The sequence below is a fragment of the Dyadobacter endophyticus genome (assembly GCF_014641595.1).
Classification (GTDB): domain Bacteria; phylum Bacteroidota; class Bacteroidia; order Cytophagales; family Spirosomataceae; genus Dyadobacter; species Dyadobacter endophyticus.
This window is the reverse complement of record NZ_BMIA01000002.1, coordinates 1,662,360-1,679,924: the sequence shown is the minus strand read 5'-3', so window position 1 is coordinate 1,679,924 and position 17,565 is coordinate 1,662,360. Positions and strand designations below refer to the sequence as shown.

Genomic DNA, 17,565 nt, shown 5'->3' with positions numbered 1-17,565 from the left:
GAATAATGAATGTCATGAACAAAGTTTTACTGATCCTTTGCCTCTTTACCCTTTCCACCTCCTACGCTCAAACCGGCAGAACGGTCAATACACTGATCCTGGACACCGATATCGGCCCCGATTACGACGATGTCGGCGCGATGGCGGTCATGCACGCATTGGCCGATAAGGGAGAGGTAAAGCCCCTGGCAGTAATTTCTTCCAACAAAAATGAGTTGGTAGTCCCCACTATCGAAATCCTGAATACTTATTTCGGGCGCCCTGAATTGCCTACCGGTGCGCCGAAAGGGAAAGGAGCGAATTTCGGGGCCACGCAAAAATGGCCGGAAATGCTGGTAGAGAAATACCCTCACAAAATTGCCAAAACGTCGGACGCGCCCAATGCGGTAGAGATTTATCGCAAAATCCTCGCCAAACAGCCCGACCAGAGCGTTACCATCGTGACCGTTGGTTTCCTTACAAATCTGGCAGATTTGCTGGACTCCGGCCCCGATGCAAGCTCACCGCTTTCAGGTAGTGGCCTCGTCCGGAAAAAAGTAAAGCAACTTGTGTCAATGGCTGGCGGATTCCCGAAAGGCCGGGAGTATAATGTGCTGGTCGACTCGGTTGCATCTGCAAAAGTTTTCGCCGAATGGCCCACCGAAATACTTTTCAGCGGATTGGAAATAGGTAAGGAGATCAAAACCGGCAAGCGGGTAATTGCTAACGAAAATTTGAAAAGCCCGGTAAAAGAAGTTTTTGCGATGTCAATGCCTTTGTCCAAAGGCGATGCCGATGGCCGGATGAGCTGGGACCAGACAGCCGTATTGGTAGCGGTCCGGGGGATTCAGCCTTATTTTGGTGTAAAACGCGGGAAAATTATTCTGGAAGGCGGTAACAACAGCTGGCAGGACGATCCCATGGGCCCGCACGCTTACCTCACGCCCAGTATGCCCTTCGAACAGCTCACGGCGCTGATCGAAGGACTGATGATGTGGCAGGGCAAATAGGGGGATCTATACTACCATCGCATTGTTACTTTTGGCAGCAGGGGCATCTCCCGCTGCCGTTCTTATTATATCGAAATCTGCATTCAGTTTTTGGGTGAAAAGCGCGACGTCGAAGCTATGCACGACGATATTCGCGCCTTCTTTCATCCACTGGATCTGCCGTTCCGGTTCCAGCGAAAAGTGGATGCCGATCGCCAATCCCTTGGCACGCGTCGTGCGGATGATATAAGAAACCGCTTTTTCAAACTCCGGATGGTCGTACTGCTCTGGCAAGCCAAGACTTACCGATAAGTCGTGGGGGCCGATGAAAACGGCATCCAGGCCGGGTACCGACAGCAGTGCATCCAGCTTGTCCATCGCCGGAACGCTTTCAATATTGGCAATGCAAATATTCCCCGCATTGTATTTCGCTACATAATCCTGCAAATTTTGGGGCATCGGCAAAGCTCCGCTGAGGTAATTCTCCAACACCTCGCCTTTCAGCGGGCGGTATTTGGTAGCACCCACGAGCTCTCTAATCTGCGTCACCGATTCGAGATAGGGGGCCACAATGCCTTTGGCACCCGCATCGATAGCCTGGCAGGCGAGGTAAGGATCCGGACAGGGAATGCGGACAATGGGTGTAATGCCCAGATGACGGAATTGCTGGCACAAAGCAGCCAGCTCTGTTCTGCCCAAGGGTACATGTTCGGTATCCAGAAATACAAAATCGACACCCGTTCTTTTAACAGCAGCAGGCCACATCGGGCCGGTGGAGGTAATGCAGGTGCCGTATACGTTTCCCCCGTTTTTCAGTTTTTCAAGTAATGTGGATTCCATTGCGAGATCTTTGGTTATTGTTTCATCAACCATATTTCCGTCACCTGCGAGCCGCGCTCACCTTCGCCGCAACTCCACTCAAATATTACCTTCCCGTCAGTAGTAGCGGTTTTCGGTACATTGAATTCAAATGTGGGCTGTTCGCCGGTTTGGATAAAATCGTGGATGGTCTGACCGTTGTCCGTTGTCATTTTCATACGCGAGCGGAAACGCCCGGTGTACGAAATGCGGATGCGGTAAGTGGCGTCGGGGTCGAGGTTGTCGTAACGAATACGCAACGGCTGGTCGTAAAGCGTTTTAGCTTGCTTCATCCAGGCGCGCGGTGTGACTTGCCCTTTGAAACCGGTAGCCTGGATCTCGTCCACCCACTCTTCACCGACCAGGCCGACCCCAAAACCGATGCGAGGCGATTGTAAACTCCCCGGATCTTCTTCCCAGGGCAGGTTCGGCACAACGCGGTACCAGCTTTCAGGATCGCCGAAATGGTCGTAAAACCCGCCCGGGCCGGGGTCTGTACGATGCAGCAGCTGATCAATTTCCCGCAGCATAGCCGCTTCGCTATCCAGCTGTTCAATCCTTTTGAACTGATCCAGCAAAAAAGGTGCGTCGTTGAGCGGCATGTTGATCAGGTCGATAAAATTGCCCCTGCCCGACATCGCGCCGTGCTTTTTCATGGTAAGTTGGGCGCCAATGCTTTTGTACAAAGAATCGGCCAGCGAATAGCATTTCTGTTGGTAATCGGGCAATATCGGTTCTTTCCATGCCTTTGCGAGCGAGGTTTCGGCTTCACGCATCGCTTTGACGCTCCCGATTGTTGCCGCCGAGGTAAGCGTCCGGCGGGCATGCTGTTCCAGTTCTGTTTCGTAAACAAGCCGCTGGCGGGTATATGCATCAAAATACGCCCTGATCAACCCCATTTGAAAACGAGGGTTTTGGAGTAATTTCAATGGCGCGCTCTTTTCCATGGATTGCCATTGGCGGAGGGTAATGTCGATGCCTTCGTTTGTCAGCACTTCACCGCGCCAGTTTTTTTCAAGGTGTACGAGAGCCTGCGCGCCTGCTTCCTGGTATTCAGGACCGAAAAACAACCTGGAATAATCGCGCAAGGTTTCCATAACCGGCATCTCCGGGTCCCAGTCCTGGTCGCTCCAGACAAATTTGTTAACGTCATCGTTGGTACCTTCCGAGTAGCTTACGCTCCCAATGCCATATTGGTCTAATGCATTGTGAATGGCTTTTTCATCAAATGGCCGCGGATTGATGCTCTCGCGCCCGAGCGTCATCGCCCAGGCAAGGTCCCAGTGCGGCACGGGGTATTGTGCGGAGTAGTTATGCGTAATGTCGGGATAATGCCGTATCGGGATGGTCGGTTTGAGCATTTCCCAGATCTTCCCGACGGGGATTTTCACCCACGGCCCGAACACCACCCCGCCAAACCAGCTGTATTCCTTATTGGCATGGCTAAAAAACGCATCAAACCATTTCTGAGTGGGGCGGAATACCTGCGGCGAAACCCAGATTTTAGCTTTGGGATGGTATTTCTGTAAAACTGCCGCTTCCTTTTCCAGCCATGCGAAAAGTACGTCCGGTTCCAGTTCGCCGGGGTCGCCTGCCGGTACGAACACGCCGTCGAGCCTGGGCAAGCTGGCAAATACCTGATCGCGCTCTGCCAGCTCTTTCGCAATGGAGTCGGGGTGGACGTAGTTTTTACCCATATTCGGATACCAGATCGAGACATCGAGCCCATATGACTTACAAATGCGGGATTGCTCCACAATCATCTGCGCTGCCGGTATTTTCATATGCCGGCTGGTCGGGTCGTCGTCGGTGCGCGGTGGAAGTACTTCAATGGTATTCGCGCCAAACAAGGCCAGTTCGCGGATGTATTGGTCGAACCCGGCGACCGTGAATGCATCGTAAGCGTTGGTTTTAGGACGGTAACCGAGCTGGTGGCCGCGCATGGGGTATTTCGGACTGGTACTAAGGCTTACCTGGTTGTTTATTCCGAATTTTCCCGGTGTCATTTCCGCTTTCCGCAGCAGACGACCGATGCCATACAGAATCCCCCGCGCGTCTTTTCCGGCTATAATGATCGTATTAGGCTGTCCGGCGGTTGTCAGTTTGAAGCCCTCGCTCTTTGTTTCCGGCAGGGCGGCAATCGCTTTCCTGTACGGCTCGGGCAATTTGCCCAGGTCGTTTTCCTGGACAATCAAAATTACTCCTCCGCTTTTCGGCATCTTTTTCGCGACCGGCAGCCTGAGCCCTGTCCGCTTTTCAACCTCATTCTGAAGAACTTCGATACTTCTGAGCAACGTAGCTTTGTCGGTCGTGCTGAATATCTGGCTTTTGGATAGATCAATGGATTGTGGGAATGCAATGCCACTCCTGAGGGTCAGAAGGAGCAGTATTAAAAAACGCAGAGGTGTTCCGTAACGCATAGGTCAGAGCTTGATGAAAATCCGTTTTTTGTAGAGTACGTAAGCCGGAATAAAATTAATACACACAAAAATGAGTGCGTAAAGCATGCTGGCAAGACGTGGGTCCATTCCCGTTTGCGACAAAGCGGCTACGGCATGGTGGTTTATCGTATCTCCGGCTATGGGCATTATATAAAATACCAATGCGAGAATATCCGCCAGCACGTAAGCGGCGATGGCATTGGCCCCGAAAATGATGCCCGGTTTAATGCCGGTGGTGTTGCCGCGAATGTCAATCAGGAAATACAATGCACCGAGCAACATGGAGGCAAAGCCCGAAGTCACGAGTACGAACGAGCTTGTCCACAGGTTTTCGTTGGTAGGGAAAACCAGGTTCCAGAAGTAGCCCAATGCGGCAGTAGCAAAGCCGGCGGTTAGCAGAAAATTGCTTTTCTCGTTCGGTGAAATGGGTTGAAGCATTAGCCTGCCCGCGAGCATTCCGGTAATGGTGGTTGCAATGGACGGGAACGTGCTCAGAATTCCTTCCGGGTCCCAGTTTCCCCGCCACATTTTACCTGGTAAATAATGCTCATCAACCCAGGCAGCCAGGTTTATGCCAGGTTCGAGCATGACCTTGCCAATTCCTGGCGTAGGTATGGTCGTCAATGCAAGCCAGTAGAGCACGAGAATGGCGACGGCGATACCGAGCTGCTGTTTCCAGGTAGTATTCAAAAACAGGATCGCACACACGAGGAACACGATCGCGATCCGGTGGAGCGTCCCGGTATAACGCAGGTCGGAAAAGTTAAAGTCGGGCAGCATATTAAGGAACATGCCGACGGCAAATATTTTCAGCGAGCGGATGACAATCTTACGATACAACTCCCCTTTTGGCGCATCGAGCTTCCTCGAATAAGCCAATGTAATCGAAACGCCTACGATAAAAAGGAACGTGGGTGCGATCAGATCAGTGAAAGTAAGCCCGTTCCATTGGGTATGCCTGAGCGTGGGGAACACAAAATCCTCATGCCCGGGGAAATTAACCATGATCATCGCCGCAATCGTAAAACCACGCATTGCATCCAACGAAAGCAATCTAGACAATGAGCCCGAAGCGTTTTCCATATCAACCGTTTATAGGGTTATGTACGGAAAGAGCGGTCAGGCGTACTACTGTATACGATAGAAAATCATTTATAACCAGCTTACCTCGACGCTTTTTGCACCCTGCACTAGTATATTTTGCGCAATTGTCAGTAATTAGGAAGTTGTATTCTGAACACCCGGAAAATCATCCCAAGCCTTTTTGACCCTATGAAGAAACTATTCCCGCTTTCGCTGATCCTGTTCGGCGTCCTGCTGCTTGCAAGCTGCAAAAGATCAGGCAACGTATCCAAAGAACAGGCCGAAAAAATTGCGGTTTCGTGGAAGCTCGTCAGCAATTTTACTGAACCTGACGGGACGTTTAAAGCGCAGTTTACGATTCGCAACGGAAGCGATTTTACGTTGGACGGTTCTAACTGGAAGCTGTTCTGGAACATGTCGCCACGGCCGATCCAGTCGAACAAAACGCCGCAGCCTGCGGTAGTGGAGCATATCAATGGCGACTGGTACCAAATGGTGCCCGCGAAGGATTTTATCATGCGCCCGAAGGACTCGATGACCATTACCTACACCGGTACCGAGGGCGTGGTCAAGGAAACGGATGCGCCGCTGGGTTTGTACTTCGTGTTTTATGATAACGAAGGCAAGGAGAAAGAAATCGTTCAGGTCGCAGATTACAAGATCGAGCCATTTGTTACGAAAGAGCAAATCTTGCGCGGCAAAATGGATTTGAAGGAGGTTCCGACGGCAGAAACGCGTTATAAAGCCAATGCCGGATTTACCAAAATAAGGGAAGAGCAGCTTTTGAAGATCATCCCAAGTCCTGTGAAACTGGTTCCGGGCGCTGGTACATTCACGCTCACGGGTAAAACAAATGTATTTTATCAGGAAGGCCTTGAAAATGAGGCCAAATATCTGATCAGCAAATTGAAAACGCTGACCGGAACGGACTTGCCTATCCAGGCTGGCTTACCAGGCAAGGGTTCTGAGGGGGCTGCTATCGTTTTGAAAACCGGCAAAGTTGCGGTGAATGGCGTTTCCAGCGAAGCATACAATCTGAATATCAACCAAAGCGGCATTACCATCGAAGGCAGCGATGCTGCGGGCGTCTTCTACGGCGTCCAGAGCCTTTTGCAACTTGCTCCGACGGACGTTTACCAGAAACCGGTGGCTTCGGTTGGTTTCGGATTTGTGCAGGTGCAGGATGCGCCGCGGTTCCAGTTCAGGAGCCTGCATTTGGATGTAGCACGTAATTTCCAGACGAAAGAGTCGGTCAAACGAATTATCGACCTGCTTTCAGGCTATAAGGTCAACCACTTATTACTCTATACGACGGAAGACGAAGGATGGCGAATCGAGATCGACGGCTTGCCGGAGCTTACGCAGGTAGGCGCGCAACGCCAGCACACGTCGGGCATGAACGCGAATGCATTGCATCCGGGTTACGGCTCAGGGCCGGTTGCGAACGAGAAAGGCAAGCACGGAAGCGGCTATTATACCAAGGCCGACTTCATTGAAATACTCAAATATGCCCACGAGCGGCACATTAAAATCATCCCGGAACTGAACTTCCCCGGCCACGCGCTGGCGGCGATCAAGTCGATGGAGGCGCGGTACGAAAGGTTGATGAAGGAGGGTAAGGAAAAAGAAGCAAATGAATACCGTTTGATAGACCCGGACGACAAGTCAGTCTATATTTCTGCACAGGGCTACAAGAATAATGTGGTTAGCGTGGCGCGGGAGTCGACCTACAATTTCTTTGTGAAGGTGGTGGATGAAATCGCGAAACTGTACGGGCAGGCAGGCCTGAAAATGGATACATTTCATACTGGTGGCGATGAAGTGGCGGATGGCGTGTGGACGAAGTCGCCAATGGCTGCCAAACTATTGCAGGAGCATCCCGAGGTGAAAGGGCCGCGCTATTTGCAGACCTATTTTTTCAGAAAACTCCTTCCTATGCTCGAAAAGCGTAACCTTAAAGTACATGGTTGGGAAGAGGTCGCATTAAACAAATCAGAGACCGGCGCCTACCTGGCTAATCCGGAGTTCGTGGGGCGCCAGGTATATCCCTACGTTTGGAACAATGTGTATGATGTCGATTTGGGTAATCGCATGGCCAATGCAGGTTATCCTGTGGTGCTTTGCAATGTTACCAACTTCTATTTTGACATGTCCTATAACAACGATCCCAAAGAGCCGGGCCTGTATTGGGGCGGGTTTGTCGACACGCGCGACAACTGGGCGTTTGCACCATTCAATATGTTCCGTACGACGGAGGAGACTTCGATGGGCAAGCCTATGAAGGAGGAATTTGCAGGCAAACAGCTCATGAAGCCCGAGGCGCGCAAGAACGTTTTCGGTATTGAAGCACAGCTTTGGAGTGAGACGATCAAAGGCCGGGATATGATGGAATATTCGATCCTGCCGAAGCTGCTGGGCTTTTCTGAAAGCGCCTGGGCGGCCGAAAGAAAGTGGGAAAATGTGGCCGACGATGCCGCCAGAAAAGCCATGATGGCCGAAGGCTGGAATATTTTTGCAAACTCGATAGCCCAAAAGCACCTGCCGAGACTAAAGTATATAAACGGGGGCTATAATTACCGCCTGCCTCAACCAGGCGCGATCATAGAAAACGGAATGCTGAAAGCGAATGTGGAACTGCCGGGCCTGGCGATCCGCTACACGACCGACGGTTCCGAGCCTACTGAAACATCACAGCTTTTTGAAAACCCTGTGAAGGTTTCAGGCACTGTCAAACTGAAAAGCTTCGATCTGGCCGGACGATCGAGCCGCAGCAGTGAAATAACAGCCCGTTGACGAATCAAATCGTACACGCAGCTCAGCGCTCAACTCTTCTCTGTCCATGAACATTGGTGTAGATATCGGCGGCACGAACATTCGTGCCGGTATCGAATCGGGGGGCCACATTACCCGGCAAAATCAGACATTACTGGCCAACAAACATTCGCTGTCGGCAACGCTCGACCAACTCATGGACGTGATCCGTCCCCTGACGGCCTATCCGGTCAAAGGTATCGGCATAGGCGTACCTTCGGTGGTAGATGTCAACAAAGGCATAGTTTATAATGTGCTGAACATCCCATCGTGGGAAGAGGTGGCATTGCGGGATATTGTGGAAAAGGAGTTCAATCTGCCGGTTTCGGTAAATAATGATGTGAATTGCTTCGTACTCGGCGAGCACCGTTTCGGATTGGCGCGGAAATTCCAGTCGGTGATCGGTATGGCCATCGGGACGGGGCTTGGCTCGGGTATTATCATCGATAACCATTTATACGCGGGAAGGAATTGCGGGGCAGGGGAAATCGGGATGCTGCCTTATAGGGATTCGGTGCTGGAAAACTATGTATGCAGCCGGTTTTTTGACGATTCCCTGGGCATCGACGCATTTGCCGCGCATGAAGCGGCATTGAAAGGCAGCAAGGAGGCGATTGAGGTTTGGGAAGAATTCGGGGTGCATTTAGGTGCTGTTATCAAGGCTATCATGTACACCTACGACCCCGAGGCGATCGTCATGGGAGGTTCCATTGCCAAAGCGAACCGGTTTTTCCAGGAAAGTATGCTGGAAAGCATCCAGGACTTTGCCTATCCCGAGTCTCTGAAAAAGCTGACACTGCTGGTGTCTGAAAACGAAAATATCGCATTGCTGGGTGCAGCGGCATTGCTCGACAATTAATGTAACAAAACCACGCCCTTCATGCAAAGGAACATTTTCATCGTAGTCCTGATCTTCCTGATCTTCTTTGTCATTTCCTTCTTGACCAACATCCTGGGTCCGATTATTCCCGATATTGTCAAGAGTTTCGATTTGAGCATTGGTCTGGCGGGATTTCTGCCTTTTGCATTCTTCGTCGCGTACGGCGTCATGTCGATCCCGGCGGGACTCATGGTGGAAAAGTTCGGTGAAAAGATTATGCTGATCGGGGCGTTCCTTTTGGCATTTGGCGGGGCGTTACTATTTGCGTTGGTTCCCAGCTTTTCGATAGCGCTGTCTTCATTGTTCCTGATCGGCATTGGAATGGCCATTTTGCAGGTGGTCATAAATCCATTATTGAGGGTTTCGGGTGGAGAAGAGAAGTTTGCATTCTATTCCGTGCTGGCGCAGCTGTTTTTTGGCGCGGCATCGTTTCTGAGTCCATTGCTTTACAGCTATTTAGTATTGAATGTCCATTCGAAAACTTCCAATTTTTTAATCGATATTTTGAACGGATTGGTACCAGATAATTTAAAATGGGTGTCGCTTTACTGGGTTTTCGCGGTGATCGCGCTGGCAATGGTAGCGGTAATCGCGGTGGTGAAGTTTCCGAAAGTGGAATTGTTGGAAGACGAGCGGATCGATGTCGGGAAGTCGTTCGGTGAATTGGCGAAGAACAAGCTGGTATGGCTGTTTTTCCTGGGCATATTTGCCTACGTAGGAACCGAGCAGGGCATCGCCAACTGGATTTCACAGTTCCTGCAAACCTATCATGAGGTAGATCCGGCTACTACGGGAGCCTCCGTAATATCCTATTTCTGGGGCCTGCTCACGGTTGGTTGTTTCCTTGGATTGATATTATTAAAAATCCTTGATAGCCGGAAGGTACTGGTCTTCTTCACTTGCGGAGGTATCATATCGCTGTTGATGGCATTGTTCGGGTCGAAAGAGATCGCCTTGTTGGCCTTCCCGTTGACAGGCTTTTTTGCTTCCGTCATGTATTCGGTGATATTTTCCCTTGCTTTAAATTCAGTGCCGAAACATCACGGGACCTTCTCCGGCATTCTGTGCGCGGGTATCGCGGGCGGCGCGGTAGTGCCGCTGATCGTCGGCGGGCTGGGAGAGTTGGTAGGGTTGCAGTTTGCAATGCTTTTCCTGCTGATCCCGCTCGGATACATCCTCAGCATCGGCTTATGGGCCAAACCGCTGGTCAACAACGAAACCGTTTCGAGCCTGAAAGAGCTATTCAAGCTGGGTTAATACTTCTCCTTCCTATTTATGCACAAAATCATCCTCCTCCTAGATTTTGCCGAAGAATACAGCAAAAGCCTGATGAAGGGGATCAATGCGTATTCCAAAGAGTTTGGTCCCTGGATTTTCTGCCGGATGCCGCTTTTCCACCGCGAAACGATTGGTATCGACGGCATCCTGAAGTGGGCATTGGAATGGGGCGCCGACGGGATTGTCGGACAGTTATACAATAAGGAGATCGATAAGATCGTCCGGGCAGGTATCCCAGTCATTGCGCAGGACTTCAAGGAACGTTTCACCGAGATTCCCAACATTACCGGTGCCTACCACGAGGCGGGGCAAATGGGCGCGGATTACTTTCTAAAAAAGGGTTTTACCAACTTCGCATTCTACGGCTTCAACGACATCGTGTGGTCACGCGAGCGCGCAGAAGGTTTCGAGGAGCATTTGCGGAAGAAAGGCCATAAAGTACACTACTTCGAGCATAAAAAAGCGCGTTCAACGGAGCTTTGGTATTACAAACCCAGCTCGCTGAGCCGCTGGCTGAAATCGCTGCCCAAGCCGATCGGGCTCATGACTTGCGACGATAACCAGGGCCAGCACATTACGGAGGCGTGCAGGCACGTGGGTATACGCATACCCGAGGAAGTGGCGGTGCTGGGTGTGGATAATGATGAAATGATCTGCGACTTGTCTGATCCGCCGCTTTCAAGCATTGCTTTGGATGTGGAAAAGGGTGGTTACGATGCCGCAAAACTGTTGGATCACATGATCAAACACGGCACTGCCGAATATTATGATGTGGTAGTAAAGCCGACGCAGGTCATCACCCGGCATTCGACGGACATTTATGCTACCAACGATGACCACATTGCTTCCTCATTGAAATACATCCACCAGAACATCGATAAAAACCTGCACGTAGATGAAGTGGTGAAGCAAGTACCGCTTTCACGCAGGGCGTTGGAAAAGCGTTTTCTGGAAATTACGGGTTATCCGATCTACAAATACATTTTTAACCTGCGCATCGAGAAATTCACGCAGAAACTGCTCGATACCGACATGTCGGTGTTTGAAATTGCGCTGGATATGGGGCTGGGAGATAGCAAAAATATAGCCCGCCAATTCAGGCAGGCTAAGGGGTGTAGTCCGAGTGCTTATCGGAACAAGTATTTGGCGGGGAAATGAAAAGTGTCGTGCTAAATCTAACCAGGCTGACAATTTAGTCAGATTTGCTCGACTTCTTACCAGATCACAATCCGGGATGAATCGGGCAATATCATTTTGCTTCCGGCTCCACAGGTCCATGCCGCCTGGAATTCCTTCAAATGCGGCAGCGGGCCGTTGATACGGTCGCGGGCGGGTGAATGCGGGTCTGTCTGCACCTGGTTACGCAAAGCTTCGTCGGTGGTGTTCATATGCCAAACCTGTGCCCAGCCGAGGAAGAAGCGCTGCTTCCAGGTAAATCCGTCGATTGGTGCCGGTTCCTTGCCGTTGAATGATTTTTCCAAAGCATAATAGGCCAATGTCAGGCCGCCGAGGTCGGCAACGTTTTCGCCGATGGTCAATGCACCATTGATCTTGAAGCCTGGTAGTGCTTCGATGCCACTGAAATAGTCGATATAGCGTTTGGTCAGTTTATCGAAATTGGCGCGATCCGAAGCCGTCCACCAGTTTTTGAGGTTACCTTCATCATCGAACTGTGAACCCTGATCGTCGAAACCGTGGGTGAATTCATGGCCGATCACAGCGATAATGCCGCCATAATTGATCGCATCGTCGGCGTTGCGGTTATAGAACGGCGGTTGCAGGATGCCGGCCGGGAATACCACCTCGTTGTTCAGCGGGTTGTAATAGGCATTCACTGTCTGCGGCGTCATGAGCCATTCCTTCTTGTCAACTTCCTTGCCGATCTTCTCGACACTTTCCTTGTGCGCGAACAATGAGGCAGAGATCACATTCTCAAACAGCTTGTCCGGGGCGATCTCGATGGTGGAGTAATCCTTCCATTTGTCGGGATAGCCGATTTTATAAGTAAATGCTTTGAGCTTTTTATGTGCTTTGGCCTTGGTCGAATCACTCATCCAGGTCAGCTTATCGATGCGTTCGCCGTATACTGTACGAACGTTCTCAATCATTTCCGAAACCTTTTTCTTGTCCTCTTCCGGGAAGTATTTCTTTACAAACAGCTTACCTAGCGGCATACCCAGCAAACCATCGGTTGAGCGGATGGCGCGCTCCACACGCCCTTTTTGCTGCTTGGTACCGCGCATTACCGTCGAGAAAAACCGGAAGTCCTCCTGATCGAACTTCTTAGGCAGGTAACCCGCAAAGCGCGAGAGCAATTGCCATTTGGTATACAATTTCAAAGTAGCAATCGGCGTCGCTTTGAGGAGTTTGTTCAGGTTTTGCAAATAGGGTTTGTTTTGAACGATCACCGTGTCGGTTTTTACGTTCTGCTTGTCTGCAAATGCCTTTTGATCGAAGTCCGGGATCAGTTTTTCGAAATCGGCGAAAGCCATTTTGTTGTAGGTTTTCACCGGGTCGCGTAGCTCGACGTTGGTCAGTTGCAGCTTCGCTACTTTGGTTTCGAAGTCGAGTATCGTCTGGCCGGGGGTTGCATCGGGAAAGCTGGCCATCAAGAACATCTTGTCGATGTGCTTCACGAACTCGCCGCGTACCTTCACGGTGCTGGAGTCGGTGCGATCGTAGTAGCTCCGCTCGCCGAGGCTGAGCCCGCCCTGGCCCTGGTAAAGGATATTGACCTTGCTGTTTCGCAAATCGCCTTCCACGCCAAAGCCGATCACGGTTTCAACGCCTACCTTCTGCATTTCGCCGGTTACAGCCGCGAGGTCTTTCAGCGAAGCCACCGCATTGATTTTGTCGAGATAGGGCTTCAAAGGTTCCAGTGCACGTTTCTCAACCGTCGCAGTATCGAGAAACGACTGGTAATAATCGGCGATCTGCTGCTCTTCGGTACCTTTCTTGCGGTCCTGAACTTTGGTGATCTCTTCAATAATGCCTTTGAGACGAACTTCCTTGTTCTCCTTATCGAGAATCCCAAATGCACCCCAGCGGCTTTCGGTGCCTGGAATCGGATTTTTCTTTTTCCAGCCGCCGTTGGCGTAAGCATCGAAATCGTCGCACGCCTTGGCTGCCGAGTCGAGGGAGCTTACATCGAAGCCGGGTACTTTGGAGGTGTCGGTTTCTTCCTTTTCTTTTTTACATCCTGCCAGGCTCACTACTAGGGCCAGAGCGGCTACACGGAATGCGGCTGATTTCATTTTGTGATGTATTTGTTTTTGAAGTATATAAAATGATTAGTGAATGCCACCCATCCAACCCTTGATCGGTTTCCAGAATGCGAGTAGTATCAGACCGAAGACGGTTGTGATAATGGCCACCTGGTTGAACAGCGCCGGCATTTGCAGGATATTCGATTCATCGAAACCACCTGCGAAGAGCCCGGCAATGAGGTTACCCAGCGACGCTCCCACAAACCAGATACCCATCAGCTGGCTCACATAACGCTTGGGTGCCAGTTTGGTATAGGAACTCAACCCGACAGGGCTCACGCAAAGCTCGCCGATCGTGTGCAGGAAGTAGGTAAATGTGAGGAAAAACGGCGAAGCCAGCTCCCCTTTCACCGCGATGTTCGAAGCTGCAACCATTACGAAAAAGCTCAAACCCAACAATATCAAACCCATCGCGAATTTGACCGGAATGGAAGGGTTGCGGTTTTTGGAAGAAAGCGATATCCAGAGACTTGCCAGCACAGGTGCAAAAATCAATACAAAAGTAGGCTGGAAGTTCTGGAACCAGCTGGATGGCACTTCCCACCCGCCAATCATCCGTTGGGTATGGCGCTCGGCGAAGATCTGCAGCGATGTGCCCGCCTGCTCATATCCGGCCCAGAATAATGCTATGGCCAGAAAGAGAATAATCAACACGCCCACGCGGTATTTTTCCACGCGCGTAAGCCCGCCCGCAACGAGTATGAACAGGAAGTAGGCAGCAGAAATGGAGACGATAATGATACCCGCGCCCTGCGCGAGGCCCTGCGCGGTAGTCATATTAATGGTACCCGTGGTTTGCAGCACAATGAGGAATATCACCAGCAATGCGATCAATCCGTAACCGAGCAGTTTGTTGTTGCCCGATGCCGTTGCGATGGCTTCTTCGCCGGGTTCCTTCGCAGCCGGAACGTCTCCGAGCCCTTTCAGGTGAGTAGCACTGCCGTACCGGAATACGATCAGGCCAAGTAACATACCGACAGCTGCCGCACCGAAGCCCATATGCCAGCTAACCTTTTCACCCAGGTAACCCACAATGGCGATGCCGAGGAACGATCCCAGGTTGATACCCATATAGAAGATTGAAAACGCCGCGTCGCGCCGGGCCCCACCTTCGGGATACAACTCACCCACGATGGAGCTGATATTTGGCTTTAAAAGCCCCGTGCCGATGGCTACGGTGCAAAGTCCCAGAAAGAATATGACCGATCCGGCTGGTATGGCCAGGATAAGGTGCCCCAGCATAATAACGATCCCCCCGTACCAGATGGCTTTTTTCTGGCCCAGAATATTGTCGGCCAACCAGCCACCGGGCAGTGTGAGCAAATAAACGGAAGCAGTATAAAGTCCGTAAATGGCTGTGCCTTCGGCTGCACTCAGTCCCATTCCACCTTTGATATTATCGAGTAGAAAAAGCAGAAGAATGGCCCGCATACCGTAGTAGCTGAAACGTTCCCACATTTCGGCAAAGAACAAGACATACAGTCCTTTGGGGTGTTTTTGGGAAATCTGTGAAGACATAGAAGAGAAGTGTTTTATTTGGTTTTTGGGGTTGTAAACAGATGTTTTTATCGTGCAAGATAGGAATTATGGGTAAATATCAATCAATCATAAAAATAAAAGCGGTAGCAGTTTGTAAGGACTGCTACCGCTTGAAATAAACGGTTTGACGAACGGATTATTTAACGGAGAATGAGCCTTCGCCGATCGAAAAGCCTTCGGAATAGAGTTCGATCGTGTACTTGCCCGACGTAAAGGGTGCGTCGCGGTCGTAGAGGATACTTACATCCTGGTTGTTGTTGGAATAGGTAATATCCTTGCTGATGGTATAGCCCTGTTCCTGTCCGTTATACTGGAATACACCGGAACCGGTTTTAGTGTCCGAAATGGTAGCGCCACTTGGGTCGATAATACGCAAATAAATGGTTTTATCGTCGGTAGCGGTAAGCGGGTTCTTTTCGAGAATGAAATCCACGCGTACCTTATCGACTCTTTTGGACTTCACATTTTCGCCTTCACGCACCTTGCCTTTGGACGATACCGCGTAAACCTTCACACTACGTGCACGCAATGCGGCGGCCATCGTTACTTTCGATTCCAGTTCGGTCTTTTGGGCAACCACCCCGCTGAGCGAATCACGCACAGCCTGGCGACTGGTTTGCAGTTCGTTCTTTTCCTGGGTAAGGCCCTCGTTCTGGCTGATCAACTGCTGGTTTTCTTCCCGAAGCTGAGCGATTTCGGTGTCCTTTTTGACGAGAAATTCCTCATATTCCTTGATTTTCCGGCCCATAGACGCATTGCCTTTGCGCAATGCTGCCCGGTCACTTTCGAGTGATGCTTTCACTTTTTGCAGTTCGGCAACATCGCCGCCAAGCCCCTGTACCTCGAGAATGCGTGCATCGAGTTGTTTGGAGATAGAATCCAGCTTGATTTCGGAGGTTGCCAGTTCATTAACCCTGGCGGTGAGGTCGGTTTCCTGCTTTTGTGTGATGTTGTGTTCTTTATAATATAGGTATCCGAACACTGCGGCAAGAATGGTCATCAGGATCAATCCTACGACCAGACCGGTATTGTTTTTCCTTTCCATAAAACTTTGTTTAGGTTTTGGTAATAAAGTTTATGGTTAATGTACAAAAAAGCATGCCACGACTATACGTTGTAAATGGCTTCAAGCAAAAAGCGGACGGAAGACCATGCTTCCATCCGCTTTCGAATATCGGTTTGTTTGAAATACTAATAATCACCTCCGGCGCCGCCGCCGCCAAAGCTACCTCCTCCAAAGCCTCCGAAACCACCGCCATCGCCTCCGCCGAAGCCGCCCCAGTTACCTGAGGAACTCCCGCGACCCGAATGCGTGGTGTAAGGGAAGAATATAGGTGGAATGCCACTGTCGCGGTAGCCGCGATTACCTCCTCCGCCACCTCTATTGCGAAATATGAATATGAGGATAACGATAAATATGATCACGAAAATCAGTATGGGAGGAAAGCCATCGCCTTCGCCGCTGTCCTGCTTCGGATCGGCCTTGTATTCGCCCGTCGCGTATTTGAATATCATATCTACGCCGTCGCTCAGGCCCTGGTAAAACTGCCCGGCCTTGAACTGCGGGGTGATTACCTGAGAAACGATGCGTTTCGCGATAGCGTCGGGTATTGCACCTTCGAGGCCGTAACCGGTTGCGATGAAAATCTTTCTTTCCTTTGGCGCCCAGAGCAATACGATACCATTGTTTTTGCCCTTTTGGCCCACACCCCATTCTGTACCGAGTTTGAACGCATAGTCGGCAATGGGGTAGTCGCCCAATGTGGGAACGATTACGATCACAATCTGCGAAGAAGTCGAGTCGTTGTAGGCGACCAGCTTCTGTTCCAACTGCGCCTCTTCCGATGGGTTAAGCTGGTTGGCAAGGTCGTTGACGAGCCTTGGCGGATTGGGCTTGGGAGGAATATCCTGTGCCTGCACACCGGCTATTGCCGCTACGGCAAGCAGTAGGTAAATGATGAATTGCTTCATAGTTTATTGGCCGAACGAAATATCATCCGGAAGTTCGTTGATGTCGCCGGACTGGTAGGGGAAGTGTTTTTTTAATTGCAGCCCAGCTTCCTGAATGCCATGGCGAAGACCTTCTTTAAACTCTCCAGCCCTGAAATGTTTGCGTAAGAGCTCTTTGGTACTGTCCCAAAAATCGGAGCTTACTTTCGCATCGATCCCCTGGTCGCCCAATACGGCAAACTTCCGGTCTTCGTATGCGAGGTAAAACAGTACCCCGTTGCGTTCGGCGGTTTGGTGCAGGTTTAAAAACAGGAAAACTTCCTTGGCCCGCTCCATGACATCCGACGTAGGGCATTTCTTCTCTATATGCACTTTCACTTCTCCGGAAGTCTGTTTTTCCGCTTCCTGAATTGCCTCAATAATGTCTTGCTGCTCTTCGTCGGTGAAAAATAGGGATTCGGTTGCCATGAGCCCGGTTGAGATGGATAGGG

The 17,565-nt window shown here is 50.8% G+C and carries 13 protein-coding genes; 5 read left to right on the top strand and 8 right to left on the bottom strand.

What is annotated here, in order from left to right:
• The first annotated feature begins 14 nt into the window (after positions 1-14).
• A complete protein-coding gene (locus tag IEY24_RS19155) occupies positions 15-989 on the top strand; it encodes a nucleoside hydrolase (protein ID WP_188934951.1) in 975 nt (324 codons plus the stop codon).
• A 6-nt stretch (positions 990-995) separates the two neighbouring features.
• On the opposite strand, the gene IEY24_RS19150 is transcribed toward IEY24_RS19155, so the two are convergent.
• The 3 genes from IEY24_RS19150 to IEY24_RS19140 are packed head-to-tail and all read right to left on the bottom strand — an operon-like array spanning position 996 to position 5,350.
• On the bottom strand, positions 996-1,808 hold the full coding sequence (locus IEY24_RS19150) for an HpcH/HpaI aldolase family protein (RefSeq protein ID WP_188934949.1): 813 nt from the start codon (positions 1,806-1,808) through the stop codon (positions 996-998).
• A gap of 14 nt (positions 1,809-1,822) precedes the next feature.
• The gene (locus tag IEY24_RS19145) at positions 1,823-4,246 is read right to left on the bottom strand and encodes a hypothetical protein (protein WP_188934947.1); all 2,424 of its coding nucleotides are present in this window, start codon (positions 4,244-4,246) and stop codon (positions 1,823-1,825) included.
• A 3-nt stretch (positions 4,247-4,249) separates the two neighbouring features.
• Positions 4,250-5,350, bottom strand: a complete 1,101-nt coding sequence (locus IEY24_RS19140) for an acyltransferase family protein (RefSeq protein ID WP_188934945.1) — start codon at positions 5,348-5,350, stop codon at positions 4,250-4,252.
• Between the two features lie 189 nt (positions 5,351-5,539).
• On the opposite strand from IEY24_RS19140, the gene IEY24_RS19135 reads away from it, so the two are divergent.
• The 4 genes from IEY24_RS19135 to IEY24_RS19120 are packed head-to-tail and all read left to right on the top strand — an operon-like array spanning position 5,540 to position 11,477.
• On the top strand, positions 5,540-8,143 hold the full coding sequence (locus IEY24_RS19135) for a family 20 glycosylhydrolase (RefSeq protein ID WP_188934943.1): 2,604 nt from the start codon (positions 5,540-5,542) through the stop codon (positions 8,141-8,143).
• Between the two features lie 46 nt (positions 8,144-8,189).
• Positions 8,190-9,020 (top strand): ROK family protein, encoded by an 831-nt coding sequence (locus tag IEY24_RS19130; protein WP_188934941.1) that lies wholly within the window; start codon positions 8,190-8,192, stop codon positions 9,018-9,020.
• 21 nt (positions 9,021-9,041) lie between these two features.
• Positions 9,042-10,298 carry a sugar MFS transporter gene (locus IEY24_RS19125; RefSeq protein WP_188934939.1) on the top strand — a complete coding sequence of 419 codons (1,257 nt, stop codon included), beginning with the start codon at positions 9,042-9,044 and terminating at the stop codon, positions 10,296-10,298.
• Positions 10,299-10,316: 18 nt separating this feature from the next.
• Positions 10,317-11,477: an AraC family transcriptional regulator gene (locus IEY24_RS19120; RefSeq protein ID WP_188934937.1), complete on the top strand. Its 1,161-nt coding sequence runs from the start codon at positions 10,317-10,319 to the stop codon at positions 11,475-11,477.
• Positions 11,478-11,533: 56 nt separating this feature from the next.
• Here the strand turns inward: IEY24_RS19120 and IEY24_RS19115 are convergent, their stop codons facing one another.
• From IEY24_RS19115 to IEY24_RS19095, 5 genes are all read right to left on the bottom strand, one after another.
• Positions 11,534-13,573 (bottom strand): M13 family metallopeptidase, encoded by a 2,040-nt coding sequence (locus IEY24_RS19115; protein WP_188934935.1) that lies wholly within the window; start codon positions 13,571-13,573, stop codon positions 11,534-11,536.
• Between the two features lie 36 nt (positions 13,574-13,609).
• Positions 13,610-15,103, bottom strand: coding sequence for a peptide MFS transporter (locus tag IEY24_RS19110; RefSeq protein ID WP_188934933.1), 1,494 nt, complete (start codon positions 15,101-15,103; stop codon positions 13,610-13,612).
• A gap of 157 nt (positions 15,104-15,260) precedes the next feature.
• Positions 15,261-16,169 (bottom strand): DUF8428 domain-containing protein, encoded by a 909-nt coding sequence (locus IEY24_RS19105; RefSeq protein WP_188934931.1) that lies wholly within the window; start codon positions 16,167-16,169, stop codon positions 15,261-15,263.
• A gap of 146 nt (positions 16,170-16,315) precedes the next feature.
• A complete protein-coding gene (locus IEY24_RS19100) occupies positions 16,316-17,095 on the bottom strand; it encodes a TPM domain-containing protein (protein WP_188934929.1) in 780 nt (259 codons plus the stop codon).
• A 3-nt stretch (positions 17,096-17,098) separates the two neighbouring features.
• Positions 17,099-17,542: a TPM domain-containing protein gene (locus IEY24_RS19095; RefSeq protein ID WP_188934927.1), complete on the bottom strand. Its 444-nt coding sequence runs from the start codon at positions 17,540-17,542 to the stop codon at positions 17,099-17,101.
• Between the last annotated feature and the right edge of the window lie 23 nt (positions 17,543-17,565).

Bases quoted from the DNA above. Each gene is read 5' to 3' on its own strand.
- IEY24_RS19155 (WP_188934951.1), top strand. From the start codon at position 15: ATGAACAAAGTTTTACTGATCCTTTGCCTCTTTACCCTTTCCACCTCC.
- IEY24_RS19150 (WP_188934949.1), bottom strand. From the start codon at position 1,808: ATGGAATCCACATTACTTGAAAAACTGAAAAACGGGGGAAACGTATAC.
- IEY24_RS19145 (WP_188934947.1), bottom strand. From the start codon at position 4,246: ATGCGTTACGGAACACCTCTGCGTTTTTTAATACTGCTCCTTCTGACC.
- IEY24_RS19140 (WP_188934945.1), bottom strand. From the start codon at position 5,350: ATGGAAAACGCTTCGGGCTCATTGTCTAGATTGCTTTCGTTGGATGCA.
- IEY24_RS19135 (WP_188934943.1), top strand. From the start codon at position 5,540: ATGAAGAAACTATTCCCGCTTTCGCTGATCCTGTTCGGCGTCCTGCTG.
- IEY24_RS19130 (WP_188934941.1), top strand. From the start codon at position 8,190: ATGAACATTGGTGTAGATATCGGCGGCACGAACATTCGTGCCGGTATC.
- IEY24_RS19125 (WP_188934939.1), top strand. From the start codon at position 9,042: ATGCAAAGGAACATTTTCATCGTAGTCCTGATCTTCCTGATCTTCTTT.
- IEY24_RS19120 (WP_188934937.1), top strand. From the start codon at position 10,317: ATGCACAAAATCATCCTCCTCCTAGATTTTGCCGAAGAATACAGCAAA.
- IEY24_RS19115 (WP_188934935.1), bottom strand. From the start codon at position 13,573: ATGAAATCAGCCGCATTCCGTGTAGCCGCTCTGGCCCTAGTAGTGAGC.
- IEY24_RS19110 (WP_188934933.1), bottom strand. From the start codon at position 15,103: ATGTCTTCACAGATTTCCCAAAAACACCCCAAAGGACTGTATGTCTTG.
- IEY24_RS19105 (WP_188934931.1), bottom strand. From the start codon at position 16,169: ATGGAAAGGAAAAACAATACCGGTCTGGTCGTAGGATTGATCCTGATG.
- IEY24_RS19100 (WP_188934929.1), bottom strand. From the start codon at position 17,095: ATGAAGCAATTCATCATTTACCTACTGCTTGCCGTAGCGGCAATAGCC.
- IEY24_RS19095 (WP_188934927.1), bottom strand. From the start codon at position 17,542: ATGGCAACCGAATCCCTATTTTTCACCGACGAAGAGCAGCAAGACATT.